A 25,290-nucleotide genomic window follows, 5' to 3' on the forward strand; every position below is an offset into this window, starting at 1 on the left:
AATCAGCGTTTGAGTGTCATCTGTAGGTTCATCAGAACCAGATTTGACACTTCTGCATGAATATCCTTGCGCGCTCTGCCCGTCTGTTCGCAGATAGGATCGACTTCTCCGACTGACTTAAGGAATGCCGATGCTCCCTCCTTACACTCGGGCAAGAAGCTGAAATGATCCGAATCCTTAACGGTAACATAGGTGCTGTCTGGAACGAGAGCCGCCAAATGATCCGCGAGGACCGAGATCGGAACCTCTCCTTCACTTCCCAGATTGATAAAGCTCATTGGAATTTTGATCTCCTTGAGACTTTGAGCCACATAAGCTTGAGCCAGACCCGGATCAATCATGACAGCAGCTTTGATGCGCTGATCCAGATTTGATTGTTCAAAGCGCGCTTTGTCGATACTGCGCAGATCGAGCTTTTCAACGTTCACCGCTTCACCATCGGCATAGCCTCGCCCACCCGCATACCAGGCACAATCCCATTTCGTGTAACTGTCACAATAACGGGCATATGATTCCAGCGCAGCCTGAGCACCAGCAATTTCCATTGACGTTGCCCCGCCAAGTGAAAAACCGACAGTACCAATACGTTCCGCATCGATATGACCTGCCCAATCGGCATTGCCAGTCAGATAATTGATGACTGTCGACAGATCCTGTGTTCGCTGCCACAGCTTTGGTGTTTCGGCAGGCAAGGAATGCCCAGATGTCGTGCCGGGATGATTAGGGCCAGCAACGATAAACCCTGCTTTTGCAAGCTCGACGGCGAGCCAGCCCATAGCTTCGACGCGCCCACCTGAGCCGTGTGAAAGCGCCACGAGAGGAAACTCTCCGCTGGCCAACGCTGCATCCTTCGACGCGGAACTACCCTTGAATATCCTATTATCGCCGAAGAGAACCGCTTCCCCGCCTTCCATTGCAGGGTACCACACTGTTACCGCGAGATTTTGTCCACGCGCTTGTGATGGCACCTCAATTGTTCGTACCCCCACATCAGCGCTGAAAGCATTGGAAGCGGTCAGAGTTGCAGCAACAGCTGAGAATAACAAATATAAGCGGCTCATCGTGTATCTCCATATTTCATACGATGAGCCATGCTTTCCAGATATCGTATTATCTGGCGTTCTAAATCACGATTCAGGTCGTTCAGAATCGCGATATAGATCATTGATCGGCTACATATCGCCCATCAGATCGCGAGACCGCTTTTGATTTTCGTTCCATTGCCCTTCGTTGTTGCGCTTTTGTTGCTCATCCTCTTGGTAGCGATGTGGCGCCGTCAGGAGAGTGCTGCCTCCAATCGCCCCTGCCAACTGCTGATCGCGTTGTGTGCGGTGCAATCCGTGGCTGTCGGCCTTCGCTGGGGTTATGAGCTGGAAGAGTTCCGCTATTTACTTCCCATCATCGCGAGCAGCTTGCCTCCACTCGTATATGCGAGTTTTCGCAGTCTGATACGGGGAGACAGCAAACCTAATGACCGTTACTTATGGCATATTGCAGCTTTCCCGGCGGCGGTTACGGTCATCCTCCTGACTATTCCCATTCTGTTAGATTTTGGCCTTATTGTTCTGTTTGTCGGGTACGCACTCGCACTTCTCTATCTGGGCAGAACCGGCCCTGATGGGCTTGACGATGCGCGTTTCGACAGCGCGATTTCGGCGCATCGCGCGCTTGTCATTGCCGCAATATCGCTCTGCTTATCGGCTTTTTTTGATCTGGCAGTTTTGATGGATTTTGAATGGACCAATGGCAAGAATGCTGCCCTCATTGTCAGCAACGCCAATCTGCTTGGTCTACTGTTCGTAGGCCTGACAGCAATGGTTGCAAGTCGTGCAAAGCCTTCTGCTCCTGCATCGCATGAAGAAAACGAAGACGATGCACGCGATGAACAGGATCGGGATAGCCTCGCGCGTGTAGAGCATATCCTGGTTCAGAACCGATTATATCTGGACGAGAATTTGACTCTGATACGGCTTGCGCGAAAGGTTGGATTGCCGGCGCGCCAGATTTCCAGCTCCATCAACCGCATCACCGGCAAGAACGTATCGCAATACATCAATGATTACCGCATCACAGAAGCCTGCCGCCTGCTGCGAGACACGGCTCTGCCAGTGACGACTATTATGTTTGAATCAGGGTTTCAGACCAAATCCAATTTCAATCGGGAATTTCGGCGGGTCACCTCGTTAAGCCCAGCCAACTGGCGCGACCAAAAGGGCGCAAAACAATAAAAGAACAGCGTTTTTGTGAATAATTGGAAAGCTCGGCTACCAAAAATCCGCTGCGCTGAGCAGTTATTGTGCCCGTTCAGTTGGCGCTGCTGCCGACCTCATCGTACCGCACGTCCCCATATGGTGCAGCATGTATCGCAGACAGCAACACACTATCGTATTGAGCATCTATGATTGCGGCGTTGTAGTCGGGAACGGATTAATGCCCCAAGGAGCTATCCGGGAAGCATTCAGAAGCTTTCTTTCCGCAACACCCGATATGCTGAAGATGAAGTCCGATGCACGGTAAGTCTGCTGCCAGCAGTCGAATGCGACATCGTCAGCGGTGAAGCTTACACCGCGAATGCGCACAACCAGTTCGTCGCTTCCGATCTGCAAGCTCGTTTGTTCAATTCTGGTCGGCTGAACAACCTCGAAGAACTGTTCAATATGGGCATCGCTCAGTCCGTGGCGTTCGGCCAGAAAGCGATAGAGTGAGCCACCACCCGCCAGCTCCTCCTGCTCAAGGCTTGGGACGAGATTAAGAGGGAGGATGGCGCGCTCCAGGATAGCAGGCTTATCGCGCAGGCTTCGCAGTCTGACGATTTCCCAAACCGGCTGTCCCTGAGGGATCGAAAGCGCGTCTGCCGCACCCGAACTCGGTAAACCAACCGCAAGCTGAATAAGCCGCGTTGCCATCTCTGTTGGCTGCGCGGTCGTAAGCGTTTGCAACAGTTCGCCGGAACGGCTCGGTTCCATAACGATGCGGCGTTCGGCAACGAAGGTCCCCAGCCCCTGATGACGTGTGATACGGCCTTCACGCTCCAGTTTTTCCAGTGCGTGTCGGATCGAGATCGTGCTGACGCCTGAGAGTTCGCCCAACTCTGAAATGCTTGGCAGCTTGTCGCCGGGCTCAAGACCGTTATCCCTGATCAAGGCGACAATCGTGTCGTAAGCGACCTGATAGCGCAATTTTCCGGGTTCGGCAGTGTCCAATCGTGCTGTTTCAGCATTCTTCTCTGTCAAAGCTCTGTCAGCCTCTCGTTGGTATCAGTCATACCTTTCAGGGTAATTAGTCCCTTTATCATACTGAATGACAAGTCTGCACGTATAAACAACGTCGTCGCAGCGCTCTATCCGCCGTTAAATCAGCCCTGAAAAGAAGATAAGTCGCGTAAAACAGTCAAATCCTGATGGTCGACCAGCGCTGTCACGGAACGATCTGGATCTGGACGACCAGAGATAAGCGCGTTCAATGCATCTTCCTTACCTTGCCCTGATACCAGCAGCAGCAATTTGCGTGCCGCCAGCACTGTCGCAACACCCATCGTCAGACCATAATCCGGCACATCGGCCGGGGTTTTATATAGTCCGCTCTGCGCCTCGCGGGTCGTTTTGGTAAGCGCAACACGGTGAGTGCCAAGACTCCAGTCATCACCGGGTTCATTGAATGCCACATGGCCATTGCGCCCCAGCCCGAGAACTGCCAAATCCAGGCCACCAACGGCTTCAATCGCGGCCTCATAGGCAAGACATTCGGCCTCGGCGTCGAGAGCATCGCCCTGCAACAAACGCAACTTGTCAGGTGCAATCTGCAATGGCTCAAAAGCGTGGCGCATAAGAAAGCTGGCGTAGCTACCCTCGTCGGCCAATCCTTTGCCTTCAAACTCATCAAGATTAAAAAAGCGTGCCGAATGGCAATTCAATTTGCCTTCACACTGACGCGAAGCCAGATTGCGGTAAAGTCCGAGCGGCGTTTCACCCGTAGGTAGAGCGATCACCGCATTCGGCTTGCTTTCCAACAATGTTCCGACATAGCTGGCTGCGGCTTCATCCATCTCCGCGCGTGTCGCGAAATCCAGAATTTTCATTGCAATCTCTCTTACTGCTTCTGATCGACGCCGCGCGCGATATTCGGATAAAGCGACATGAAGCGTGTATGGACGCGCTCATATTCATGAGCGCTATCGGTAGGCACAATCACCGGGGTGTCGATGAGTTTGATTATCAGAGGCTCACCGGCAAGTGCAGCAGCACCAATTGCAGCAGAAGAACCAAAGCCAAAAACCTGCACCGATCGACTGGTCATATCGGCAAACATCTGCACCAATGCGGGATTACGCGCCAAACGACCAGACAATACGAGATGACGGACTGGCCATGTTTCCGACAGCACATCAATGCAGCGACGGATTTCATGGATGACACCTTCGAGATACGCGCGTGCCAGATCGGCGCGGGTCGTTGAGATGTTCAGCCCATGAAAGACGCCCGTTAACGATGTGTCCCAAAGCGCACCCTGTTCACCGCCGCCTGTCATGTAAGGTGCGCATGTAGTGCCATTTGCACCGGGAACACTGGCGAGCGCCTCTGCTTCCAGCGCTTCTGCAGACAGGCCAAGAATGCCGCCGAGCCACGCAAAACCAATGCCTGTTGAAAGCAGATCCATTTCCCGGCCATACCAGCCGGATGCCACGTGCGGTGTCAGCAGATAGCGTGCCTTGGGATCAAGATGCCGGGCTGGTGTTGCACCAAAAATAATCGCGCTGGATCCCATGGCAACGCAGGCACTATTGGCGTTGAGACCTGTCATTGCGAAGGCACCCGCTGCTGAATCAGCAGCACCGTTATAAACTTCAATGCCCTCTGACAGCCCCAGCAAATTTGCTGCCGCCGCGTTCACCATACCCACAACGGCAGATGTTGGCGCAAGTTCAGGCAATACCGACATCGGCAGATCCCAGATTTTACAAAGTTCAACGTCCCAATTTTCTGTTTCGAGGGCATAGACTCCATATCCTGCGGCTGTTGATGGATCGGTTATTACGCGCCCGGTCAGAAAATAGACAATGTAATCCTTTGCCGAAAGAATATGGCAAACCTCATCCCGACATTGGCTGAAATGGTGCAGAAATTGCGGAGCAAGATACCGGCCATCGACGGGCATACCAGTTTTGGCATAAACATGAGCGTGAGCTTCTCCATGCAGCTTTTCCCTCGCCATAACATCGGCCCGGCTATCCTGCCAGGTAATTGCAGGGCCGACGCATTCGCCGTCGCGATTGAGGCAAACAAGTGTTGGCATTTGCCCCGCGACTGAGATCGCACCAACTTTATCGGCTGCCCCGTCAGGCAAATCACCCAACGCTTTTATAAGAGCAGCGATCCAGTCAGAAGGGTTTTGTTCAGCCTGACCCGGACGCGTTGCAAGTGTTGGATGAGAGGCGCCGCTTTCGGCTCGGACCTGTCCCGAACTGTCCAGCACGACCAGCTTGACGGCAGAAGTGCCAAGGTCAATTCCTAACCGCCAATCCGTCATATCACCGAGTTCCTCTCATCCTTCATATGTGTCGTCCCGCTTCAGAGCATTTCCAGTTTGAGTTGAATCATTTTGAATGCTCTATCTATTTGTTCTAACACGTGTCTTTATCCCACAATCAGTTCCCGCTTTTGAGAGAAGTGCTCTAGCTCGCGCGGATCAGGCGCGCGACTTCCCGTGCAGCTTCCAGCGTGCGGTCTACATCATCATTTGTATGCGCAAAAGTGATGAAGAGATTTTCAAAAGCGCCCGGATGGAACAGAATGCCGCGTTCAAGCATGCCTTCCCACCAGATACGGAAGATGTCGTGGTTCGCATAGCGCGCGGCATCACGATAATTATGGATATCGTGTTCGGTAAACCAAACCTGATAAACAGCCCCCATGCCCACAACGCGCGTCGGAATTCCGGCACTGTTGAACACCTCGATCAGGCCCAGACGCAACCTGTCAGAAACTGAATCGAGAGAATTGTAAAAGCCCGGTTGCGACAGAATATCGAGCGTGGCGTTCGCAGACGAAACCGCAATCGTATTACCCGCATAAGTACCAGCAATCGACACACGACCATCTGCAACCAAAGACATGATATCCTTGCGACCACCCATTGCGGCAACAGGAAAACCACCACCGATACCTTTGGCGAAAGTGGATAAGTCGGGCGTAACACCGAGACGGGCTTGTGCACCGCCAAGTGCCAGACGGAAACCAGTAATGACCTCATCGAAAATGAGCAAAATACCGTGTTTCGCGGTTAACTCCCGCATGGCTTCGAGATAACCGGGTTTTGGTAGAATGCAGCCCGTGTTGCACATAACCGGTTCGGTCAGCACAGCTGCAATATTGTCGCCCTCCCGCTCGATGACTTCGCGCAGGACCGCAATGTCATTCCATGGCAGGATGATAAGCCCCTCCGAAATGCCATCAGGTATGCCCGGACCCTGTGGAATGGCGTATGGCGCATTGTCTGGACCGGACGTATCCGGATCAGGATGCTTGCTCCAGTAAACGCCGTCGGAAAAACCGTGATACATGCCCTCAAAGCGGATGATCTTCTTGCGACCTGTGAAGGCACGAGCGAGACGGACACTATAAAGCACCGCTTCCGTGCCTGTGTTGCAGAGGCGAACCTGTTCCAGCGACGGCACAGCGGCGATCAGCTTGTGCGCCAGAACTGTTTCCGGGGCACTCGGCATGGCGAACACTGTCCCCATTTCGCGAATTGCACGCACCACCGCTTCGGTAACTGCTTCTGGACGATGCCCAAGCAGCATTGGTCCCAGACCGATGAGGTAATCGATGTACTCATTCCCATCGGCATCCCAGACGCGCGCGCCCTCGCCCCGATCGACGAAGAGCGGATGTGGCTCCCAACCAGACCAGGTCGCACGTGCGGTGGAATTCACACCACCCGGAATGACCTCGCAAGCCCGGGCAAAAAGCTCACGACTTTTCTCATAACGATTACTGGAATAAGCGGCGACGGACATCATTTCCTCCTTTGAGTAACTCCTGAACATCGACAGCTCGTTATGGCTGCCATGCTCTTTGTTCTTTTTATACTTTGTATAATGAGTCTACTCAATCGTCAACCGACATGGCTGCGCCATGTGCGTTTTGTCACATCAGACGTGTAATTTCGGGGTCAATATGTGGAATGGCCGCGATCAGATCGCGTGTGTGCTGCGCTTGTGGCGCTCTTGCAACCTGCATGGCGGGTCCGGTCTCAATGATGCGCCCCTCGTGCATCACTGCAATTCGATCAGCATAGTTTGCTGCGGTGGATAGATCGTGCGTGATCATCAGCACCGACATTCCACCTTCACGACATAACCCGACAAGAAGATCGAGAATGCCGCTGCGGATTGATACGTCCAACATCGAAGTAGGCTCATCCGCAAGGATCAGCTTAGGTTTGAGAACAATTCCCGCAGCAATGGCGACGCGCTGGCGCTGCCCGCCGGAGAGTTCATGAGGAAAACGCCGCAGGTAATTATCCACTGGCGTGAGGCCTACGCGTTCAAGGGCCTCTCGCACCAGATGTAGTCGCTCCACACGATTGCGACCAATGCCATGGATTTCCAAAGGCTCCATTACCGTCTGCTCCACTCGGAAACGGCTATCCAGAGACTCATAGGGATCCTGATAGATCATCTGTATATCGCGCCTGACACGGCGCAATGCACGCCCTTCAATTGCTGTAATATCCTGTCCATCGAAAAGAATACGTCCCTCTGTGACAGGCTGCATACGCATCACCGCCTGCAAGGTTGAAGTCTTGCCGCAACCCGAGCGACCTACGAGGGCAACAATCTCCCCCGGGGCTATATTGAGGTCCAGCGCCTTCACCACCTGCTTCGGCCCAGGGCGACTGGACGTCAAAATCTGCTTCAGGCTTGGACGCTGGGGGTAGCTTACGGTCAGCCCCTCTATTCCCAGCAATGGTGAGCGTGAAATCTCTTTCATTGAAGATTTTTCTGCACGCTGATCGCTGTCGCTCGCAAGCGAAGGAGAGGCTTTCAGCAACTGCCGCGTATAAGGATGCACTGGCCGATGAAAGAGATCTGACGTTGGCCCGGTTTCAACATTGCGACCATTCAGCATGACCACCGCTCGCGTACAGGCTTCAGCCACAACGCCAAGATCATGGGTCACGAGAACAACACCCAAATCCAGCTTGCGGCTCAAATCGACCAGCAACTCCAACACCTGACGCTGCACCATCACATCGAGCGCAGTGGTGGGTTCGTCTGCCAACAGCACTTTCGGGGAACAGGCCAGCGCCATTGCAATCATTGCCCGCTGGCGCATCCCGCCCGAAAATTCATGTGCAAATCCGACAGCCTGAGCCGCCGGTATCCCAACCAGTTCCAGCAATTCGCCCACGCGCTGAATGCCCAAACGGCCCTTTGCCATACCCTGAACTTCCATGGCTTCTGCAATTTGCCAGCCGATACTGCGCACAGGATTGAAGGCGTTCATCGCACCTTGAAAAACCATGGCAATATCTTTCCAGCGATGTGGTGCAACCGATGCCTCCCCCGACGCCAGAATGTCGCGACCATTGAGGAGAATTCTCCCCGAGACCTCTGCTGATGGCTGGAGAAGCCCCATCGTCGCCAGTGCGATCGTTGTTTTGCCGGAGCCCGATTCCCCGATGAGGCCCAGACGCTCACCCGGCATCAAATCGAATGAAACGTCATCCAGAACCTGAATGCGCACCCGGTTTGACCTCCCCCCAGCGCCATACCAGACATTGAGTTTCTCGACGCGCAGCAAGGGCTGAGTTCCAAATGCAGAGGGCTGCTCTTCAGTCATGTTCGAGCTCCTTAGCAGGTCGCAGGCGCCAGTTGCGTGTCGAGAGATAGGAAACCGCAAGCCGCGGATTAAGCCGATCTTCGATTGAGCGCCCAACGAGATAGCAACCAATGACCAGCAGTGCGACAGCCGTGCCGGCGGGAACAATCGCCCACCAGGCCCCGGCACTTACTGCAGACCGATTGAATGCGTGCTCCATGATTGTGCCCCATGTCACGGCGTTTGAATCGGACAATCCAAGAAAGGCGAGTGCGGTCTCATTGAAGATCGCGACCGTAATTGCCAGCACCCAGTTGGCCGCCAGCAACGGCCCAATCTGTGGCAGAATGTGACGAAGAATGATGTGCAGATGCCCCGCACCATTGGCTTCGGCTCGGCGTACAAAAACGCGCTGGCGCAATGATTTCACCTGAGAACGGATTAGCCTTGCCACTGACGTCCACATAAGCAATCCAATCACCAGCACGACGTGCTCAATTGAAGGGCTCCAAACTGCCGCAACTACGATCATCAAAACGATTTGCGGAATAACCAGAAGATAATCGGTGATACCCATGAGTACCGTATCAGTTGGGCCACCGAAATAACCCGCCAACACACCAACCAATGCACCAACAAAAATCGCAATGAGGCTTGCAGTCACCCCAACCATGATCGAAATACGCCCGCCGTAAATCGTCAGGCTCAGCACATCTATCCCACCGTCATCGCAGCCAAACCAATGTGAGAACGATGGCGGTTCAAACACACCACAACTAGGCTCGACAATCGAATAGGGAATGATCCATGGCGCAGCCAAAGTGATTATTGCGAAGCTTATCAGTATCGCTAACCCTATCAGCAGTCCGGGCTTTCCCAACAACCCGAGCGCCAACTGACCAAGATGACTTTTAGTCATGCTCATCCCCCCACTATGTTCTGACGCGTGGATCGAGCACAAAATGCAGCAGATCAGCCGCAAGATTGAGCAAGGTAACAACTATGGTGATGGCCAGAAATCCACCTTGCAGCATGGGATAGTCGCGATTGAGCACCGCTTCGTAGAGGGTGCGGCCAATCCCCGGCCAAGAGAAAATAACTTCAACAAGAATTGCGCCTGATACGATGGAACCAAGCGAAAGCGCGGACATTGTTACGATAGGCAGAAGAGCATTTCGCAATGCGTGCCGCAGAATGATCCTGCGTCGCGGAACCCCTTTTGCGCGCGCGGTCAGAATGTAATCCTCGCCGAGTGTTTCCAGCATGGCTGAACGCGTAATGAGTGCATTTTCTGCGTAAAGAGTGAGAACCAGCGTCGAGACAGGCAGCACCATATGCCAGACGCGATCGCGCATCACATCCCACCAACCATCTGCAAGCAGAAACGGATCACTCATTCCGGCAGCAGGCAGATAACCAGCACCGAAGATGAGCATCATCAGGCCAAGAAACTGAGTTGGAAATGCATAGGCCAACACGGCGGAACCGGTCAGAATGTGATCCGTCGGCCCGTTGCGTCGTGTTGCTGCAACAGTTCCCACCACCAGGCCGAGGATCAGCGCAATGACCGTTCCTGTAGCGACCATCGGGATCGTATTGGAGAACGCTTCAAGCAGATTGTCGAAGACCGGCTGGCGGTTGGCGTAGGAAATACCAAGATTTCCATGCGCCATTTCACGCAGATAAATAAGAAACTGTTCCCATATTGGCTTATCAAGGCCAAACTTTATCTCAAGTGCACGGCGCATTTCGGCAGAAGCGTTGGGAATACGTGCAATATGCGTAACGGCATTGCCCGGCAACACGCGAAACAGCAGAAAATTGAGCGTAACAGCAACCAGAATGGTTACCGCCGCAGCAAATAACCGTCGTAGAAAATATGCGAGGTTGAGCAACCCGACCTCCCGATGCTGCCTTGACTTTCACACTCATCATAATAATGATAATAAGTACAAGTCAAGCGGAGATGAACCTGCATGTGAGGGTCGATATCCATTGCAATGGCGACTTATATCTGTCTAGTATTTATAATGACTATAATAAGCTAGCTTAAGCTGGCAACAGGAGGGAACAATGAAATCAGAGGCTTTTCCGTCAATCGCTCGTAAAGCGGGCGCTGTGAAAAATCTTGTCAGAGCTGCCGCGTTCGCTTTGTGTTTTTCTGCGAGTTGGGCAACACCCCAGCATGCCTTCGCCGATGTTCTGCGTATCGGCGTCAGTCAACCCATAGACTCTCTGAACCCCTTCGTCGCCAGTTCTGATTACAGTAGCATCGCATATCAATATGGATACCCATTTCTGACGATCTACGACGCTGACCTGAAGATTGTTCCATATTTTGCCACGGACTGGTCGTCATCAGACGATGGAACCGTCTGGACATTCCACACACGAAAAGATGCGAAATGGTCGGACGGCAACCCACTGACAGCAAAAGACGCCGCCTTCACCTATGACATGATCCTGAAATATAAGGACAGCACGACCGGCAAATTTGCGGGCTGGATAAGCCATCTGAAATCTGCCGAAGCCACCGACGATAACACCGTCGTGCTCACCTATGACGGACCGGCTGGAGATGTTCCGGTCAAGATGCAGTCCGTGCCTATTCTGCCCGCCCACATTTGGTCGGAGGTCGCGGGCGAGGATGGTTCGGAAATCGACAGTTTTGAAAATGCGGCTCCGTGGGTTTCTGGTGGCCCCTTCATCCTGTCCGGATACAAGAAGAACCAACTGGCGCTCTTCAAGGCTAACCCCAATTGGTGGGGAGAAACCAAGCCCAGGATTGAAGGGTTTGGCCTGCAATTCTTCGCAAATAGTGATGCGATGGTATCGGCGTTGACATCCGGGCAACTGGATATGGTCGGGCAGACAATATCACCTACCGCCATTGATGCGTTGAAAGCAGCCGGAATGGTGATCGAGTCTGCCCCCAGCACTGGTTTCCACAACATGATCATCAACACCAACCCCGAGAAGAAAGCCCATCACGAGTTGCTGAACCCGAAAGTTCGCGAAGCGCTTGAACTGGCGATTGACCGGGACGCGATTATCAAGCAGGTCTGGCTTGGCTATGCGACCCCAGGCACGTCAATCGTGGCACCGGCAACCGGATGGCATGATCCTGATCTCGCGTCCGTTGGTTATGACATCAAAAAGGCAAATACCATTCTCGATGAGGCTGGCTATGCACGTGGCGCGGACGGCATTCGTGTCGCAGACGGCATTCGTATGGAATATGACGTTATCTTCCCAACGGAAGTAGCAGGCGCTGGAGACCGTACCTTCAAGATTATTCAGGCCGGCTATGAGCAGATTGGCATCCGCCTTGCGCAGCGTAAAATGGATGCCGACGCAGCCAATCACGCCATCATGGGCGAAAATCGTGATTATCGCGATTACGACATCGCTATGTGGCTATGGGTGCCACCGTTGGACCCGGATTTCATCCTCAGCGTGCTGACCTGTGCCCAGCGTGGCAACAACAACGACAGCGGCTACTGTAACCCCGAATATGATAAGCTTTACATGCAACAGGCGCAGATCTCTGACCGGACGAAGCGAGCGGAGGTTGTCAATCAGATGCAGGAACTGGCTTATCGGGAACGACCTTACATCGCTCTGGTCTATCCGCAGACATTGGAAGCCCATAGTCCGAATTGGACCGGCTTTGTTTCGTCACCGCTTGTTGGCTCTGTCAATAATCTCTCCATAGAAACATTGCTGAACGCCCATAAAAAGTAGGTTCGCTGTGAACTTTGTTTTAGAAACGGCCGACGAAAATCTCGTCATTTCAGATAACCTGCAAGCGGCCCCATATGGAGCCGCCACTCGACATTTGTGGGAGAAAGCACCTGAAAATGGAGAGGTCGAAGCTGCCTGGGTTATAAGTCCTGACGGTAAAGGACATCGTTTGTTTGCGTTGGGTCTCGACGCCTTTAGTCAATCAGGCGACTATCGCGACTGTGGCATGCGCCTTGGTCGACTGGCAGCCGATGCGCCAACAATAGCCGTTGACCTGCTAGCGTTTTCCAGCCCCAATCCAAATGCGATTGGTGCTCTTTGTGAAGGGATCGCGCTTGGCAATTTCAAACCGGCTACCCGATCAGATCAAACGCTGCGTCTCATTCTGCCAAAAGATGTCGATCAGACCGCCTATGAACAGGCGGCACAGACCGGATTTATCATTGCCCACTGGACGAACTGGGCGCGTGATCTGGTCGAGCGACCTGCGGCTGATCTGTGGCCAGAGGCACTCGCGCAGGAAATCGCCAAACGTGCCGCCAATCTCGGTATTAGCGCAGAGATATGGGACGAAACCCGCATGGAGGCCGAAGGCTTCGGTGCAACGCTTGCGGTTGGGCGCGGCGCGGATGCAGCCCCACGCGTGGTCATCTTAAGATGCGGCTCCGGAGACAGGCCCATCGGGCTTGCTGGCAAGGGTGTTACCTTCGATACCGGTGGTCTTAATCTCAAGCGCGATCCACAAGAGATTGGCTATATGAAGAGCGACATGGCGGGGGCCGTTGCGGTCGCTGGCGCGCTGTTTGCCGCCGTGGAACTGAACAAAGCACCGGATGTGCTGGCCGTGTTGCCAATGGCAGAAAATATGCCATCGGGCCGAGCAATGCGCCCCGGCGACCGAGTTCGCCACCCCGACAACTCGACGACAGAAGTAATGGATACGGACAGCGAAGGACGCCTTCTGCTGGCCGACGCACTAAGCTGGCTCAATCGCCAGAAAGTCCGCGCACTGATTGACGTTGGCACCTTGAGCGACGGCGGAGGTGTTGGACCTGAATTCTGGGGTACCTGGTCTAATACCGCAAATCTGGCGGCACGTTTGACAAGTGCTGGAGATGACGCAGGTGATCCGGGCTGGCATCTTCCGCTGCGCAACGAACGCGGTACACTATTACGCTCACGCATCGCCAATCGTAGCAATGTAGCCTCGGATGAACCCGACAGCGGTCAGATTGCTGCCTGTTACCTGTCGCAATTTGTCGGCCAAACTGAATGGGCGCACATAGATAACGGCTCCACGGCTTGGTTGCTGCGAGACACTGGCCCGTGGCCGGAAGGTGCTACCGGCGCGCCGCTGCGTGCGCTGACCCAATTCCTTTGCAATGAGAAGCCATGACACGCCTCGACATTCCATCGATCCTCGCCCAAACTTATGCTGAACTTCCCGGTCAATGGCCTTTTACCGGAGGTATTCTGGGTATCGTCACGCGAGACGGCGATGCCCGCTACCTGCCTTTTGGCAAGGACTTCGAGAACAAGGAAATCACCGCACGTACACCATTTCTGATTGGCTCCATCAGCAAGTTTTTCACCGGGTTGATGATTGCGGATTTGATGGAGAAAGGCCTTTGCGATCCAGACCGTTCAGCCTCCGACATTCTGCCATGGCTGAAAATCGGTTCCGAATATCCCAAACCATCTTTGCGCCATTTGCTTCATCACACTGCAGGGCTCGTCAAGGGAGCTGACGATCCGCCAGACGAGCTGGCACAGTGCTGGAGCCTCCGTGACAGCAATACCGCCAGCCTACCCGGCACGTTCTTTCACTATTCCAATCTCGGCTACAATATCCTCGGCCTTGCCATCAGCCGACTGACTGGCATGCATGCCACTGAATATGCACAAACCACGTTATTGGCCCCACTCGGAATGTCCGATTCTTCCGCACGGCTTGAAACCGCTACCCGCGCAGCCGTTGCTACAGGAAGTCAGCCAGCACGCGATGATATTCCGTGGCGACCGGGTCTGGCTCTGGCCGCAGCTCCTTGGATTGAGGCCGAAGGCGGCGATGGAAGCATAGCCGCGTCCAGCCGGGATATGGTCCAGTTCATGACCGCACTGTTGAATGACGGTAGAATTAACGGCCAGCAGGCAATCCCTGCTTCCGCATTATTGCGTGCGACCATTGACCTTTCCCGCGAGGGTGAAGGAAATGTCGAAGGTTTCGGCGCATTGCCGGTCAGTTACAGCCGCTATGGTTACGGCATAAATGTCGAGATAGCTGGCGGGAATATATGCCTCACGCATGGTGGCGGAATGGTTGGGCATTCGAGCTTTCTTTTGGTAGATCGCACCGCAGGTCTGGGTATCTGCGTCCTGACCAATGCCAATGGCTGCTATGCCGCTGGAGAAACACTTGCACGCCACGCACACGCCGCTTTGGTAACAGGCGCTGTGCCTGAAGCACGGCTGGACCTTGCATTCGGAACTGATTGCACAAACTACGAAACCGGTATGGTCGGTCGTTTCGTATCCGATTCAATCGGAGAAACCGGCCCTGAGGCCATCGAGATTTTTGAAGAAAACCAACGCATCTTTTTGCGCGCGAACGGCATCACTGCCAATGTCTGGCGCAGTTGGGGCCCACGGTTAATGACCGATCATCCCGACATGGAGCGTTTCCATTTAACTTTTGAAGGCGATAAGACCGGTCAATGGACATACGGTGGCCGTGTGTACAGATCCGAAAACGGACAGCGGACCAGTGCATCCACTCCGCAAAATCACCCATATGGCGGATTGATCGGGCGCTATCGCAGCTATTCTCCGTGGTGCCCCATTTTCCGTATCGTGATGCGTGAAGACCGGCTTTGGCTCATCTCGCCCGGCGGCGTTGAAGGCCCAGACGCAGACATGGAACTCGTTCCTATTGAAGACGGAGTATTCAGAATCGGCACCGATCCGCGGCTGCCTGAACGCCTTTTGATAGACCAGATATGTGAAGGGCGCCCTGTCACGGTGTATCGAGACAGTTGCCGATACTCACGCATGACATTCTAAAGCAACAGGACATTGGAAGGTCATTTTTCAGTCAGTCAAAATTTTTGCGCAGTCTCGAAAAGCAATCGATGCTGCGCAACGTCGTTTGTACTGAATGTAAGCCAGAAACTGACCAGCGGGATAAGATTGCCCCCTAGTGGATTGAACTTGACGTTTGAATCCCGACCGACACAAAAGCTGTTTCAAACGTCAAATTCGAAAAATCCAATCGATTCATAAGCTTGCTAGTGGTCCTTTTGCTTCCGACATTTGTTCACCGCCTCTAACCGAGGGAGGCAAATGTCTAAATCAGACCACTAGTCAGTATTAAGTTTTCACCCAAAACCAAAGTTCACTAGTGATTATGGCGTGGTGGTGTTTTGGCCAGCTGACGGAATTTTTCAGCATCACGGATCGTTGCTCCGTCAGCCAACTGTGTCACCGTCTGTCTGTATATCATCTGCCAGGGCGTTGCATCGGCTGGTGTTTGCGGAATGCCTTCCGCCTTGCGGCGCGCGATTTCCACTTCGTCCACCAGCATATCGCATTCCCCCTTGTTGAAGTCGATGCGAATGATGTCACCGTTGCGCACCCAAGCCAGACCACCGCCCGCCGCACTTTCTGGTGAAGCATTGAGAATAGACGGGCTGTCAGCTGTGCCCGATTGGCGACCATCGCCGATTGTGGGCAAGCTTGTGATTCCACGTTTGATCAAATGATCCGGTGGTTGCATGTTTACAACTTCGGCAGAACCCGGCCACCCCAGCGGACCAGCGCCCCGGATGACAAGAATGCAGCGCTCGTCAATATTAAGCACAGGATCGTTGATGCGTTGGTGGTAATCTTCCGATCCATCAAAAACGATAGCTCGTCCATCGAAAATCCCTTCGCGTCCCGGCTCTGACAGGTAGCGGTCGCGAAACTCAGGCGAGACAACACTCATTTTCATAATGGCGAAATCGAACAGATTGCCCTTCATCACGAGGAAGCCGGCACGTTCCTTGAGCGGGTTATCATAAGAGAAAATGACGTCACGATCCGACGATTGACGACCTTCAAGATTCTCCGCCATCGTTTTGCCGGTAACACTCGCACAAGAGCCGTCAAGTTTTCCTGCCGAGAGCAGTTCCCACATGATCGCTGGGACACCACCTGCACGATGAAATTTCTCGCCCAGATATTTACCAGCAGGTTGAATATTGGCGAGCAGCGGAATATCAAAACCTTCGTCCTGCCAATCGTCCGGCTTCAGTTCAACACCCGCGTGTTTTGCCATCGCCATGAGATGGGGCTGGGCATTGGTCGAGCCACCAATGGCAGAGTTGACCTTGATGGCGTTCACGAACGCTTCTCGTGTCAGAATGTTGGATGGACGAATGTCTTCAAGCACCAGCTCGACCGCACGGCGACCAGTACGGTAAGCCATCTGGCCGCGCTCACGGTATGCAGCCGGGATGGCTGCACAACCTGTAAGCGACATGCCTAACGCCTCAGCCATCGCGTTCATCGTGGAAGCTGTGCCCATTGTATTACAATGGCCAACCGAAGGTGCCGAACTGAGTGCCGCTTCGAGGAATTGTTCCTTGGTGATTTCACCCGCCGCATATTTGCGGCGCGACTGCCATATTACCGTGCCGGAACCGACGAGCTTGCCTTCATGCCAGCCATCGAGCATCGGGCCACCGGAAAACACGATTGCCGGAATATCCACGGTGGAAGCTGCCATCAATGCGGAAGGTGTGGTCTTGTCACAGCCAGTTGTCAGGACAACGCCATCAAGCGGATAGCCATAAAGAATCTCGACAAGGGCCATATAGGCCAGATTGCGGTCGAGCGCAGCGGTTGGTCGCTTGCAGTTTTCAAACAGCGGATGGCTTGGAAACTCGATAACGATTCCACCCGCATCGCGAATGCCGTCGCGGACACGCTTGGCGAGATCAAGGTGGTGACGATTACAGGGGTTGAGATCGCTGCCAGACTGCGCAATGCCGATAATTGGCTTGCCTGAACGAAGTTCTTCTGGCGTCGTGCCATAGTTCATGAAGCGCTCCAGATAGAGCGCTGTCAGGTCAAGATGGTCGGGATTGTCGAACCAGTCCTGCGAGCGCAGACGGCGCGGTGTGTTTTGATCATCACTCATCTATCGTCTTCCCGCTGGCGATTATTGATCTTTTCAATATGCAGCAAAATGCCAGAATGATCCGTTTCCGCATGTCCGTCCTCTACAAAAGTGCGGAATTCATCGCGAATTTCTTCCGTCAACGGTAACGTAAGCGAAAGGCTTTCAGCCATCGCTGCCACGGCATCCAGATCTTTCAATTGCAGCCCTGAAGGACCACCTGGTTGAAAAGTACGATCAACCATGCGCTTCCCATGCAGTTCCAGAATGCGACTTTCTGCAAAGCCACCCCGAATGGCATCACGGAACTTGCCACGATCCGCACCACCGGCTTCCACCAGCATCATTGCTTCAGCGACCGCACCTATGGTGATAGCTACAATCTGCTGGTTAGCGAGTTTGCAAATCTGTCCTGCGCCGGAAGGACCGACATGAGTCACACGCCCTAGCGCCGCAAAAACATCTGCCAGTTCTTCGATCAGGACTGCGTCACCGCCAGCCATCAATGCCAGCGTTCCGGCTTCCGCACCAACAGTGCCGCCTGAGACAGGACAATCAATGTGACGAATGCCGAGAGCATTGAGCTTCTCTGCATGTTCTCTGGCAATTGGCGGCGCAATTGAAGACGTGTCGATGATGACTGTGCCAGCTTTCAAGGCCTTCGCCACCCCGCCATCAAACAACACCGAACCCATAGCCTTGCCATCGGACAGCATGGTGAAGACGATATCAGCGTTCGTGACTGCTTCCGCGGCACTTGATGCCACTTCAGCGCCGTCTTTGACCAATGCTTCGGCTTTAGATGCGTCGCGATTCCACACGCTGACGCTAAAGCCGGCATTCAAAAGGCGGCGCACCATCGGTGCCCCCATAAGGCCGGTGCCCAGAAATGCAATTTTACGCGTCACAGCGAACCTCCAAGCTCATCATCAATATGAGCACGGATGATTTCATCAAACGAAGTTTCCGCCGTAAAGCCCAGCTCGCGTGCACGCGTGGCTTCAAAGCCTGGTGCCCAACCCGCGCACATGCGCATGATCATCTCATCTGGTTCACGACGGATGAGAGCAACAGCCTTTTCACCGGCAATGCGTCTGAGCGCTGCAATCTGCTCGCCCACGGTCGCGGAAAGGCCGGGCATGGATAGATTGCGGCGGGCACCAACACGTTGAAGATCCATAGTCGCTCCATGGATCAGGAACCCGACGGCGGAACGTGGTGAAGTGTGCCAATGCCGAACATCGTCCGAAACAGGCAGCACCGCTTCTTGTCCGACCAGAGGCTCACGCAGAATATTTGAAAAGAAGCCTGACGCTGCTGCATTGGGCTTGCCCGGACGAATACAGATCGTAGGCAGTCGGATACCGATGCCATCGAAGAATCCGCGCCGCGTATAATCGGACAGCAAAAGTTCGCAAATTGCCTTCTGCGTGCCATAGCTGGTCAGCGGTGTCAGGTGAAACTCATCAGGAATTGGGAAAGGCAGCGGCGCACCAACGACTGCAATCGACGAGGTGAAGACAATGCGTGGGAAATATCCATCTTCGTTGTGGGCAATACGCACCGCATCGAACAAGTAGCGCGTTCCGTCAAGGTTGATACGGTAGCCCTTGTCGAAATCAAGCTCTGCTTCGCCCGAAACGATAGCAGCCAGATGGAAGATAACATCCGGGCGCTGTGCGATCAGCTTTTCAGCCGTACCGGGCGCAGAAAGGTCGCCCGTTTCAAGCGTTACCTGACCGGTAAAGCCCGCAGGTGCCTGCGGCGCCACCACATCCACCAGTGTAAGCGCCTCAATCGGCTTGCCATCAAGCTGGCCATCTTTCGTAAGACGCTCGGAAAGTTTGCGGCCAACCATACCTGCCGCGCCGATGATCAAAATGTGCATTGTTTCTCCTCCACCATGTACCGTAATCGATTTCACCATCGTAAAAACACTGATCGTGAAAAAGTATTTGTAAGGTTGTCTGATAACCTTATATCATGCGCTTGAAAACCAAAATAATACGGTTGCCACCTACTTCGCATTTGCAGGCAGGCAGCAGGAGGAAGCATGTCCGAGGAACACAAGATGATGAGCGTCGACACCGCAACGCAAGAGCATTTAAAGGCGCTGATTGACAGTCTCGGCGTGGACCTTGTTCTCTCGGGCACCGAGGCAGCGCGATATTGCAGCGACTGGCACGACGATGTGAAAGGTGGTGCAGTTGCAGTGCTTCGTCCTCGTTCCACTGCGGACGTATCTGCATGTGTGAAGGCCGTGCGCGCTCGTGGGCTGTGTATTGTTCCGCAGGGCGGCAACACTGGCCTTGTGCTTGGAGCAACGCCCGACTCACCAGAAACTCAGGTCGTGATCAGCCTCGAACGCATGACCACTGTTCGCAGCATTGACGCAGATGATTTTTCCGCCGTTGTGGATGCAGGCTGCATTCTGTCCGAATTCAAGGACAAGGTGGAGGCAGCGGGGATGTTCTTTCCACTGGCGCTGGGTGCACAAGGTTCTTGCCGTATAGGTGGCAATGTGTCGACCAATGCAGGCGGCATCAACGTGCTGCGATATGGGATGACACGCGAACTCGTGCTCGGCCTTGAAGTGGTGTTGCCTGACGGTTCCATTTTCGATGGCCTTTCTACCTTGCGCAAAGACAATCGCGGGATTGACCTCAAACAGCTTTTCATTGGCGCTGAAGGAACCCTGGGTATTGTTACAGCTGTCGCCGTAAAGCTGATGCCGCAGCCCAAACAGGTTGCCACCGCGCTGCTCAGTCTTAACGCTCTCGACGATGCCATTGCACTTTATCGCCGTGCACGGCGTGATTGCTGTGATTTGATGTCAGCTTTCGAATTTATGCCACCGCTTGCTTTCACTTTGGCCCGAGAAGCGATGCCAGACTTGGCGATGCCGATGGACGGCAATTACTCTGCCTATGTTCTAATGGAAATCTCCGGTTCCGGACTGATCGACATCGAAGATCTGATGGGGCGTTTCCTCGAAAACGTCATGGAAGATGGTCTGGTTGCGGATGGCGTTATCGCAACATCCCGAGAGCAATCCCGCAAGCTGTGGCTGTTCCGCGAAGGCATGAACGAAGGTCAAGCCAAGCGGGGACCTCACCTGCGCACCGACGTCTCCGTGCCGCTATCGCGTCTGGCGGATTTTGTGCGTGACGCAGAGACTGCAGTCTATGCGAGCCTGCCAGACTGCGTCTGCGTTTCTTATGGCCATGTGGGCGATGGCAATGTGCATCTTAATGTATTGCCGCCGAATACGCTCGACCGTGGGGAAATCGATGCCCGTATCTACAAAGCGAAGAACATCATCAATGATGTGCTGGACAACTATCGCGGCTCTATGAGCGCGGAGCATGGAATTGGTCGCCTTAAACGACCGGATTTTGAAAAGCGTCTACCTGATGTGCAGCGCCAATTGCTATCAGCAATCAAGACTGCAATAGACCCTAGTCTTGCGATGAACCCCGGTTGCCAATTGAGCTTGCTGTCTTATTCAGGAACCAGCAATTAGGGGTACGTAACATGTCGGCGGATTTTGGCCATATAAAGCGCAGTGAACACCTCCCTGCGCGGATTGCTGCCCAGATCGGCAGCGATATTCATGAAGGACGGTTGCAGCCTGGTGACAGGCTACCAACTGAACACGTTCTGTCAAAATCCTTTGGCGTAAGCCGCTCAGTCGTTCGGGAAGCCATTGCACAGTTGCGCAATGAAGGGCTCGTTGATACCCGTCAGGGTGTTGGTGCCTTTGTAACGGAGCGACAGGCCCGATCAATCCGAATAGATGAAGACGAACTGTTCAGCCGCGATAGTTTCCGCGACCTGTTCCAATTGCGTTTCCCTCTTGAGATTGAAGCAGCAGGATTGGCAGCAGCCCATCATACAGCCAAAGACCTTGCGCGGCTTGACGAAGCCCTCGAGCAAATGACCGGGGCTGCAAAATGGACTGAACAAGGCATCGTTGCGGATCTTGCCTTTCACAAAGCAGTGGCGGATGCGACCGGCAACGAATATTTTTCTACATTCGTCGGGTTCATCACAGAGCGTATCAGTCACGCAATCAACGTTGCACGCGCAAAGGCGGTTCTGGAAGAGATCGTCAATATCACCATTGAGGAACATGTCAGCTTGCGCGATGCCATTGCAAGCCGCGACCCGCTGATCGCACGCGACGCCATGCGCAAACATCTTATGGGAGCTGCAGCAAGAATCGGCCTTCCCCTTGAATCCTATTAAAATCGTTCAGGACCTGCATTTCAAACAGTGCGGAAAGTTGCAATTTTCCGGACAACCGATTTCGGTTCTGGACAGCGATAAAATCTCGAACTAAAACGATACAAACGGTTGTCAGACATCCTGACAATAAGGCAGGTTGGCTTTGGAGGGCCACTGCTTGAACAGTGGGAGATACCGGCACAGGCGGGAAGGATCAGACAACCCGACGGGTTCAGACCCTATGGAACTGTCAACCCTCGAAAGTCGCTGCACCGGACTGGAGCCATATAATCGTAGCTTTCCATTTTGATGGAGGCTACCGGGAGGAGGATAGCTTGACTTCAAAGCATTCGTTGAGTGCACATCAAATTTTGCCTGATGATCCTGAGAACGCCTTTCTGGTGGGACGCGTCTGGTCTAAGGCTGCAGACGGGCCCTGCCCCGTTCTGGTGCGCGATGAACGCGTGCTTGACCTGACAGCTATTGCTGCAACGGTATCGAGCCTTTTTGAGATAGACAGCATTGCTGAGAAACTTGCCACCATCACAAGCCTGCCGGACCTTGGTTCGCTGGACGACTTTCTCAATGGCGAAACCGGCCACCTTCTGGCTCCAATCGATCTGCAAGCAATCAAAGCTGCTGGTGTGACTTTTGCCGACAGCATGCTGGAGCGTGTTATTGAAGAGCAGGCGAAGGGTGATCCCTCACGCGCTCGTTCTATCCGCGAGAAGCTTGCTCCTGTGCTTGGTGACAGTCTGCGCGGTGTGTCCGCAGGTTCTGAAAAAGCAGCAAGCATTAAGACGCTTCTTCAAGACATGAACCTCTGGTCGCAATATCTCGAAGTCGGCATTGGACCAGACGCCGAGATTTTTACCAAAGCACAACCAATGTCTTCTGTAGGCTGTGGAGATAAGGTCGGCATTCATCCGATTTCCGAATGGAACAATCCAGAACCGGAAGTGGTACTGGCTGTACGTTCCGATGGCGAAATCCTTGGTGCGGCACTTGGTAACGATGTCAACTTGCGCGACGTTGAAGGCCGATCTGCTCTGTTGCTCGGAAAAGCCAAAGATAACAACGCGTCGTGTTCTGTAGGCCCATTCATCCGCTTGTTCCACGATACTTTTACGCTCGACGTTCTCTCCAGGGTTCGTGTTTCGCTCTTGGTAAAAGGTGACGATGGTTTCGAAATGACTGGCGAAAGCCCGATGGAAGCCATCAGCCGCTCGCCTGCCAATCTCGTATCGCAGCTTCGCAATCGCAATCATCAGTATCCCGACGGTGCAGTGCTGTTCCTTGGAACCATGTTCGCACCCGTCAAAGACCGGCGTGGCGTCGGCCAGGGTTTCACACATGAAATCGGTGACCGCGTCGAGATTTCGACGCCGTTGCTGGGCCGTCTGGTCAACTGGGTAGATCGCACTGATGCGTGCCCGGAATGGACCTTCGGCACAAGGGCGCTCTTCCGCAACCTTGCCGCGCGCGGCCTTCTTGAAAAGGTATGATGCCATGATTCAGAAGCTGATCGACCTGTTTTTCCGCTTTCTGGCGCTGCTTATGATTTTATCCTTAGCCAGCATGGCGCTGATGGTATTCGTCAATGTCATCCTTCGTTACGGTATGAATTCAGGCATTGCCATTTCCGATGAAATGTCCCGATATTTTTTCGTCTGGCTGACTTTTATTGGCGCTGTCGTTGCTCACCGTGAAAACTTGCACATGGGTGTGGAAACGGTGGTTTCCCGCTTCGGACGCAAGGGGCGGCTTGTCCTGATGGGCGTTTCAAATTTTGTTATTATGTGTGTTTCCGCAATCCTGTTTCTGGGCACGTGGCAACAGCTGCCGATCAACTCCTCAATGGTTGCGCCCGTAAGTGGCCTTTCAATGGGCTGGGTTTACGGTATCGGACTGTTTACTGGTGCCGGTATTTTCCTGATCTCGCTTGAAAGATTGTTTCGCATTGTGACGGGTCGCGTCACCGAGGATGAGATTTCAGCCTTCGCTGGCGAACATGCAAACATTGAACAGCTTTCGGAGCGTGCCTGATGACTCTTCTCGTATTCATTGGATCGCTCGTCGGCGCTATGGCCATTGGGGTTCCGGTCGCTTTTGCGCTGATGGTCTGTGGTGTCGCGCTTATGTGGCACATGGACATGTTCAATTCGCAAATCATTGCGCAGAACATGATTGCAGGCGCAGATACCTTCACATTGCTGGCCATCCCCTTCTTCATTCTGGCTGGTGAGTTGATGAACTCCGGTGGGCTGTCCCGCCGTATTATTGATTTCGCAATCGCCTGTGTCGGTCATATTCGTGGTGGACTTGGCATCGTTGCTATTTTCGCAGCCATCATCATGGCGTCGATCTCCGGCTCTGCTGCTGCGGACACGGCAGCGTTGGCTGCGATCCTCATCCCGATGATGGCCAAAGCAGGTTATAATGTTCCACGCTCTGCAGGTCTTATCGCTGCAGGCGGCATTATTGCGCCGGTCATTCCACCATCGATGGCTTTTATCGTCTTCGGTGTCGCAGCTAACGTCTCCATAACCAAACTGTTTATGGCTGGTGTGTTTCCCGGCATTCTGATGGGCACCTCGCTTATCATCACCTGGCTGTTTGTAGTTCGTAAGGACAAAGTTGAAACTCTTCCACGTGTTTCAGGCAAAGAGCGTCTGAAAGCCAGTGGTCGCGCTGCCTGGGCGCTGGGCATGCCTGTCATCATCCTTGGCGGTATCAAAGCTGGCATCGTGACCCCTACAGAAGCAGCCGTCGTTGCTGCAATGTATGCGCTTTTCGTCGGTATGTTCATTTACCGCGAACTCAAGATTACAGATCTTGGCCACGTGTTCCTTCGAGCCGCAAAAACAACTTCTGTCGTTATGTTCCTCGTCTGTGCTGCACTCGTGTCGGCCTGGCTTATTACAGCCGCAAACATTCCAGCCGAGATCAGCAACTACATCGAGCCACTGATTGATCGACCGACTTTGTTGCTCTTCGTCATCATGCTTCTGGTTCTGGTCGTTGGCACAGCGCTTGATCTGACACCAACAATCCTGATCTTAACGCCCGTGCTTATGCCGATCATTCAGAAGGCAGGTATTGACCCTGTCTACTTCGGCGTACTCTTCATAATGAACACATCTATCGGCCTTCTCACACCACCAGTCGGAGTTGTGCTCAATGTGGTTTCAGGTGTTGGCCGCGTTCCACTTGGTCGCGTCATAAAGGGCGTTTTGCCATTCCTGCTTGCCGAGGTTTTTGTACTGTTCCTTTTGGTTCTGTTCCCTGACCTCGTTCTTGTTCCTGCCAGCTGGCTCTATTGAGCCACTGGTATTCTTT

General features: G+C 53.6%; 20 protein-coding genes. 9 read left to right on the forward strand and 11 right to left on the reverse strand.

What is annotated here, in order from left to right:
- Positions 1-2: 2 nt before the first annotated feature.
- Positions 3-1,061 (reverse strand): alpha/beta hydrolase family protein, encoded by a 1,059-nt coding sequence (locus CEV32_RS06365; RefSeq protein WP_094575288.1) that lies wholly within the window; start codon positions 1,059-1,061, stop codon positions 3-5.
- A 144-nt stretch (positions 1,062-1,205) separates the two neighbouring features.
- Between CEV32_RS06365 and CEV32_RS06370 the strand changes: the two genes are divergently transcribed.
- Complete coding sequence (locus tag CEV32_RS06370; RefSeq protein WP_094575290.1) at positions 1,206-2,228, forward strand: helix-turn-helix domain-containing protein; 1,023 nt, start codon at positions 1,206-1,208, stop codon at positions 2,226-2,228.
- 168 nt (positions 2,229-2,396) lie between these two features.
- On the opposite strand, the gene CEV32_RS06375 is transcribed toward CEV32_RS06370, so the two are convergent.
- The 7 genes from CEV32_RS06375 to CEV32_RS06405 form a co-directional block, all read right to left on the reverse strand.
- Positions 2,397-3,233: a GntR family transcriptional regulator gene (locus CEV32_RS06375; RefSeq protein WP_094575292.1), complete on the reverse strand. Its 837-nt coding sequence runs from the start codon at positions 3,231-3,233 to the stop codon at positions 2,397-2,399.
- A 122-nt stretch (positions 3,234-3,355) separates the two neighbouring features.
- Entirely contained in the window at positions 3,356-4,078 is a 723-nt protein-coding gene (locus CEV32_RS06380; protein WP_094575294.1) for a glucosamine-6-phosphate deaminase, read from the reverse strand.
- An 11-nt stretch (positions 4,079-4,089) separates the two neighbouring features.
- On the reverse strand, positions 4,090-5,526 hold the full coding sequence (locus CEV32_RS06385; RefSeq protein ID WP_094575296.1) for a xylulokinase: 1,437 nt from the start codon (positions 5,524-5,526) through the stop codon (positions 4,090-4,092).
- Between the two features lie 145 nt (positions 5,527-5,671).
- Positions 5,672-7,018 (reverse strand): aspartate aminotransferase family protein, encoded by a 1,347-nt coding sequence (locus tag CEV32_RS06390; RefSeq protein ID WP_208620809.1) that lies wholly within the window; start codon positions 7,016-7,018, stop codon positions 5,672-5,674.
- 127 nt (positions 7,019-7,145) lie between these two features.
- Positions 7,146-8,843 (reverse strand): dipeptide ABC transporter ATP-binding protein, encoded by a 1,698-nt coding sequence (locus tag CEV32_RS06395; RefSeq protein WP_094575300.1) that lies wholly within the window; start codon positions 8,841-8,843, stop codon positions 7,146-7,148.
- Positions 8,836-9,741: an ABC transporter permease gene (locus CEV32_RS06400; RefSeq protein ID WP_208620810.1), complete on the reverse strand. Its 906-nt coding sequence runs from the start codon at positions 9,739-9,741 to the stop codon at positions 8,836-8,838. Before CEV32_RS06400 ends, CEV32_RS06395 begins: the two co-directional genes overlap by 8 nt.
- A 13-nt stretch (positions 9,742-9,754) precedes the next feature.
- On the reverse strand, positions 9,755-10,717 hold the full coding sequence (locus tag CEV32_RS06405) for an ABC transporter permease (protein ID WP_094575304.1): 963 nt from the start codon (positions 10,715-10,717) through the stop codon (positions 9,755-9,757).
- A gap of 178 nt (positions 10,718-10,895) precedes the next feature.
- Here CEV32_RS06405 and CEV32_RS06410 point away from each other — a divergent pair, with 178 nt between their 5' ends.
- The 3 genes from CEV32_RS06410 to CEV32_RS06420 are packed head-to-tail and all read left to right on the forward strand — an operon-like array spanning position 10,896 to position 15,626.
- Entirely contained in the window at positions 10,896-12,566 is a 1,671-nt protein-coding gene (locus CEV32_RS06410) for an ABC transporter substrate-binding protein (RefSeq protein WP_094575306.1), read from the forward strand.
- Between the two features lie 7 nt (positions 12,567-12,573).
- On the forward strand, positions 12,574-13,962 hold the full coding sequence (locus CEV32_RS06415) for a leucyl aminopeptidase family protein (RefSeq protein ID WP_094575308.1): 1,389 nt from the start codon (positions 12,574-12,576) through the stop codon (positions 13,960-13,962).
- Positions 13,959-15,626 (forward strand): serine hydrolase domain-containing protein, encoded by a 1,668-nt coding sequence (locus CEV32_RS06420; RefSeq protein ID WP_094575310.1) that lies wholly within the window; start codon positions 13,959-13,961, stop codon positions 15,624-15,626. The genes CEV32_RS06415 and CEV32_RS06420 overlap by 4 nt, the downstream gene beginning before the upstream one ends.
- Before the next feature lie 334 nt (positions 15,627-15,960).
- On the opposite strand, the gene CEV32_RS06425 is transcribed toward CEV32_RS06420, so the two are convergent.
- Genes CEV32_RS06425 through denD form a run of 3 tightly spaced genes read right to left on the reverse strand, consistent with a single transcriptional unit; the run spans position 15,961 to position 19,612 of the window.
- Positions 15,961-17,745 (reverse strand): IlvD/Edd family dehydratase, encoded by a 1,785-nt coding sequence (locus tag CEV32_RS06425; RefSeq protein WP_094575312.1) that lies wholly within the window; start codon positions 17,743-17,745, stop codon positions 15,961-15,963.
- Positions 17,742-18,632 carry an NAD(P)-dependent oxidoreductase gene (locus tag CEV32_RS06430; protein WP_268876672.1) on the reverse strand — a complete coding sequence of 297 codons (891 nt, stop codon included), beginning with the start codon at positions 18,630-18,632 and terminating at the stop codon, positions 17,742-17,744. The genes CEV32_RS06425 and CEV32_RS06430 overlap by 4 nt, the downstream gene beginning before the upstream one ends.
- Positions 18,629-19,612, reverse strand: a complete 984-nt coding sequence (denD, locus tag CEV32_RS06435; RefSeq protein WP_094575314.1) for a D-erythronate dehydrogenase — start codon at positions 19,610-19,612, stop codon at positions 18,629-18,631. The genes CEV32_RS06430 and denD overlap by 4 nt, the downstream gene beginning before the upstream one ends.
- 165 nt (positions 19,613-19,777) lie before the next feature.
- On the opposite strand from denD, the gene CEV32_RS06440 reads away from it, so the two are divergent.
- The 5 genes from CEV32_RS06440 to CEV32_RS06460 all read left to right on the forward strand — a co-directional run bounded on the left by CEV32_RS06440 (position 19,778) and on the right by CEV32_RS06460 (position 25,274).
- A complete protein-coding gene (locus CEV32_RS06440) occupies positions 19,778-21,247 on the forward strand; it encodes an FAD-binding oxidoreductase (protein ID WP_374883303.1) in 1,470 nt (489 codons plus the stop codon).
- A gap of 11 nt (positions 21,248-21,258) precedes the next feature.
- Positions 21,259-21,972, forward strand: coding sequence for a FadR/GntR family transcriptional regulator (locus CEV32_RS06445; RefSeq protein WP_094575316.1), 714 nt, complete (start codon positions 21,259-21,261; stop codon positions 21,970-21,972).
- A gap of 314 nt (positions 21,973-22,286) precedes the next feature.
- Positions 22,287-23,456, forward strand: coding sequence for a fumarylacetoacetate hydrolase family protein (locus CEV32_RS06450; RefSeq protein WP_094575318.1), 1,170 nt, complete (start codon positions 22,287-22,289; stop codon positions 23,454-23,456).
- A gap of 7 nt (positions 23,457-23,463) precedes the next feature.
- Positions 23,464-23,997, forward strand: a complete 534-nt coding sequence (locus tag CEV32_RS06455) for a TRAP transporter small permease (RefSeq protein ID WP_094575440.1) — start codon at positions 23,464-23,466, stop codon at positions 23,995-23,997.
- Entirely contained in the window at positions 23,997-25,274 is a 1,278-nt protein-coding gene (locus CEV32_RS06460; RefSeq protein ID WP_094575319.1) for a TRAP transporter large permease, read from the forward strand. Before CEV32_RS06455 ends, CEV32_RS06460 begins: the two co-directional genes overlap by 1 nt.
- Positions 25,275-25,290 lie beyond the last annotated feature (16 nt).

Source organism: Brucella rhizosphaerae (assembly GCF_002252475.1).
GTDB lineage: Bacteria > Pseudomonadota > Alphaproteobacteria > Rhizobiales > Rhizobiaceae > Brucella > Brucella rhizosphaerae.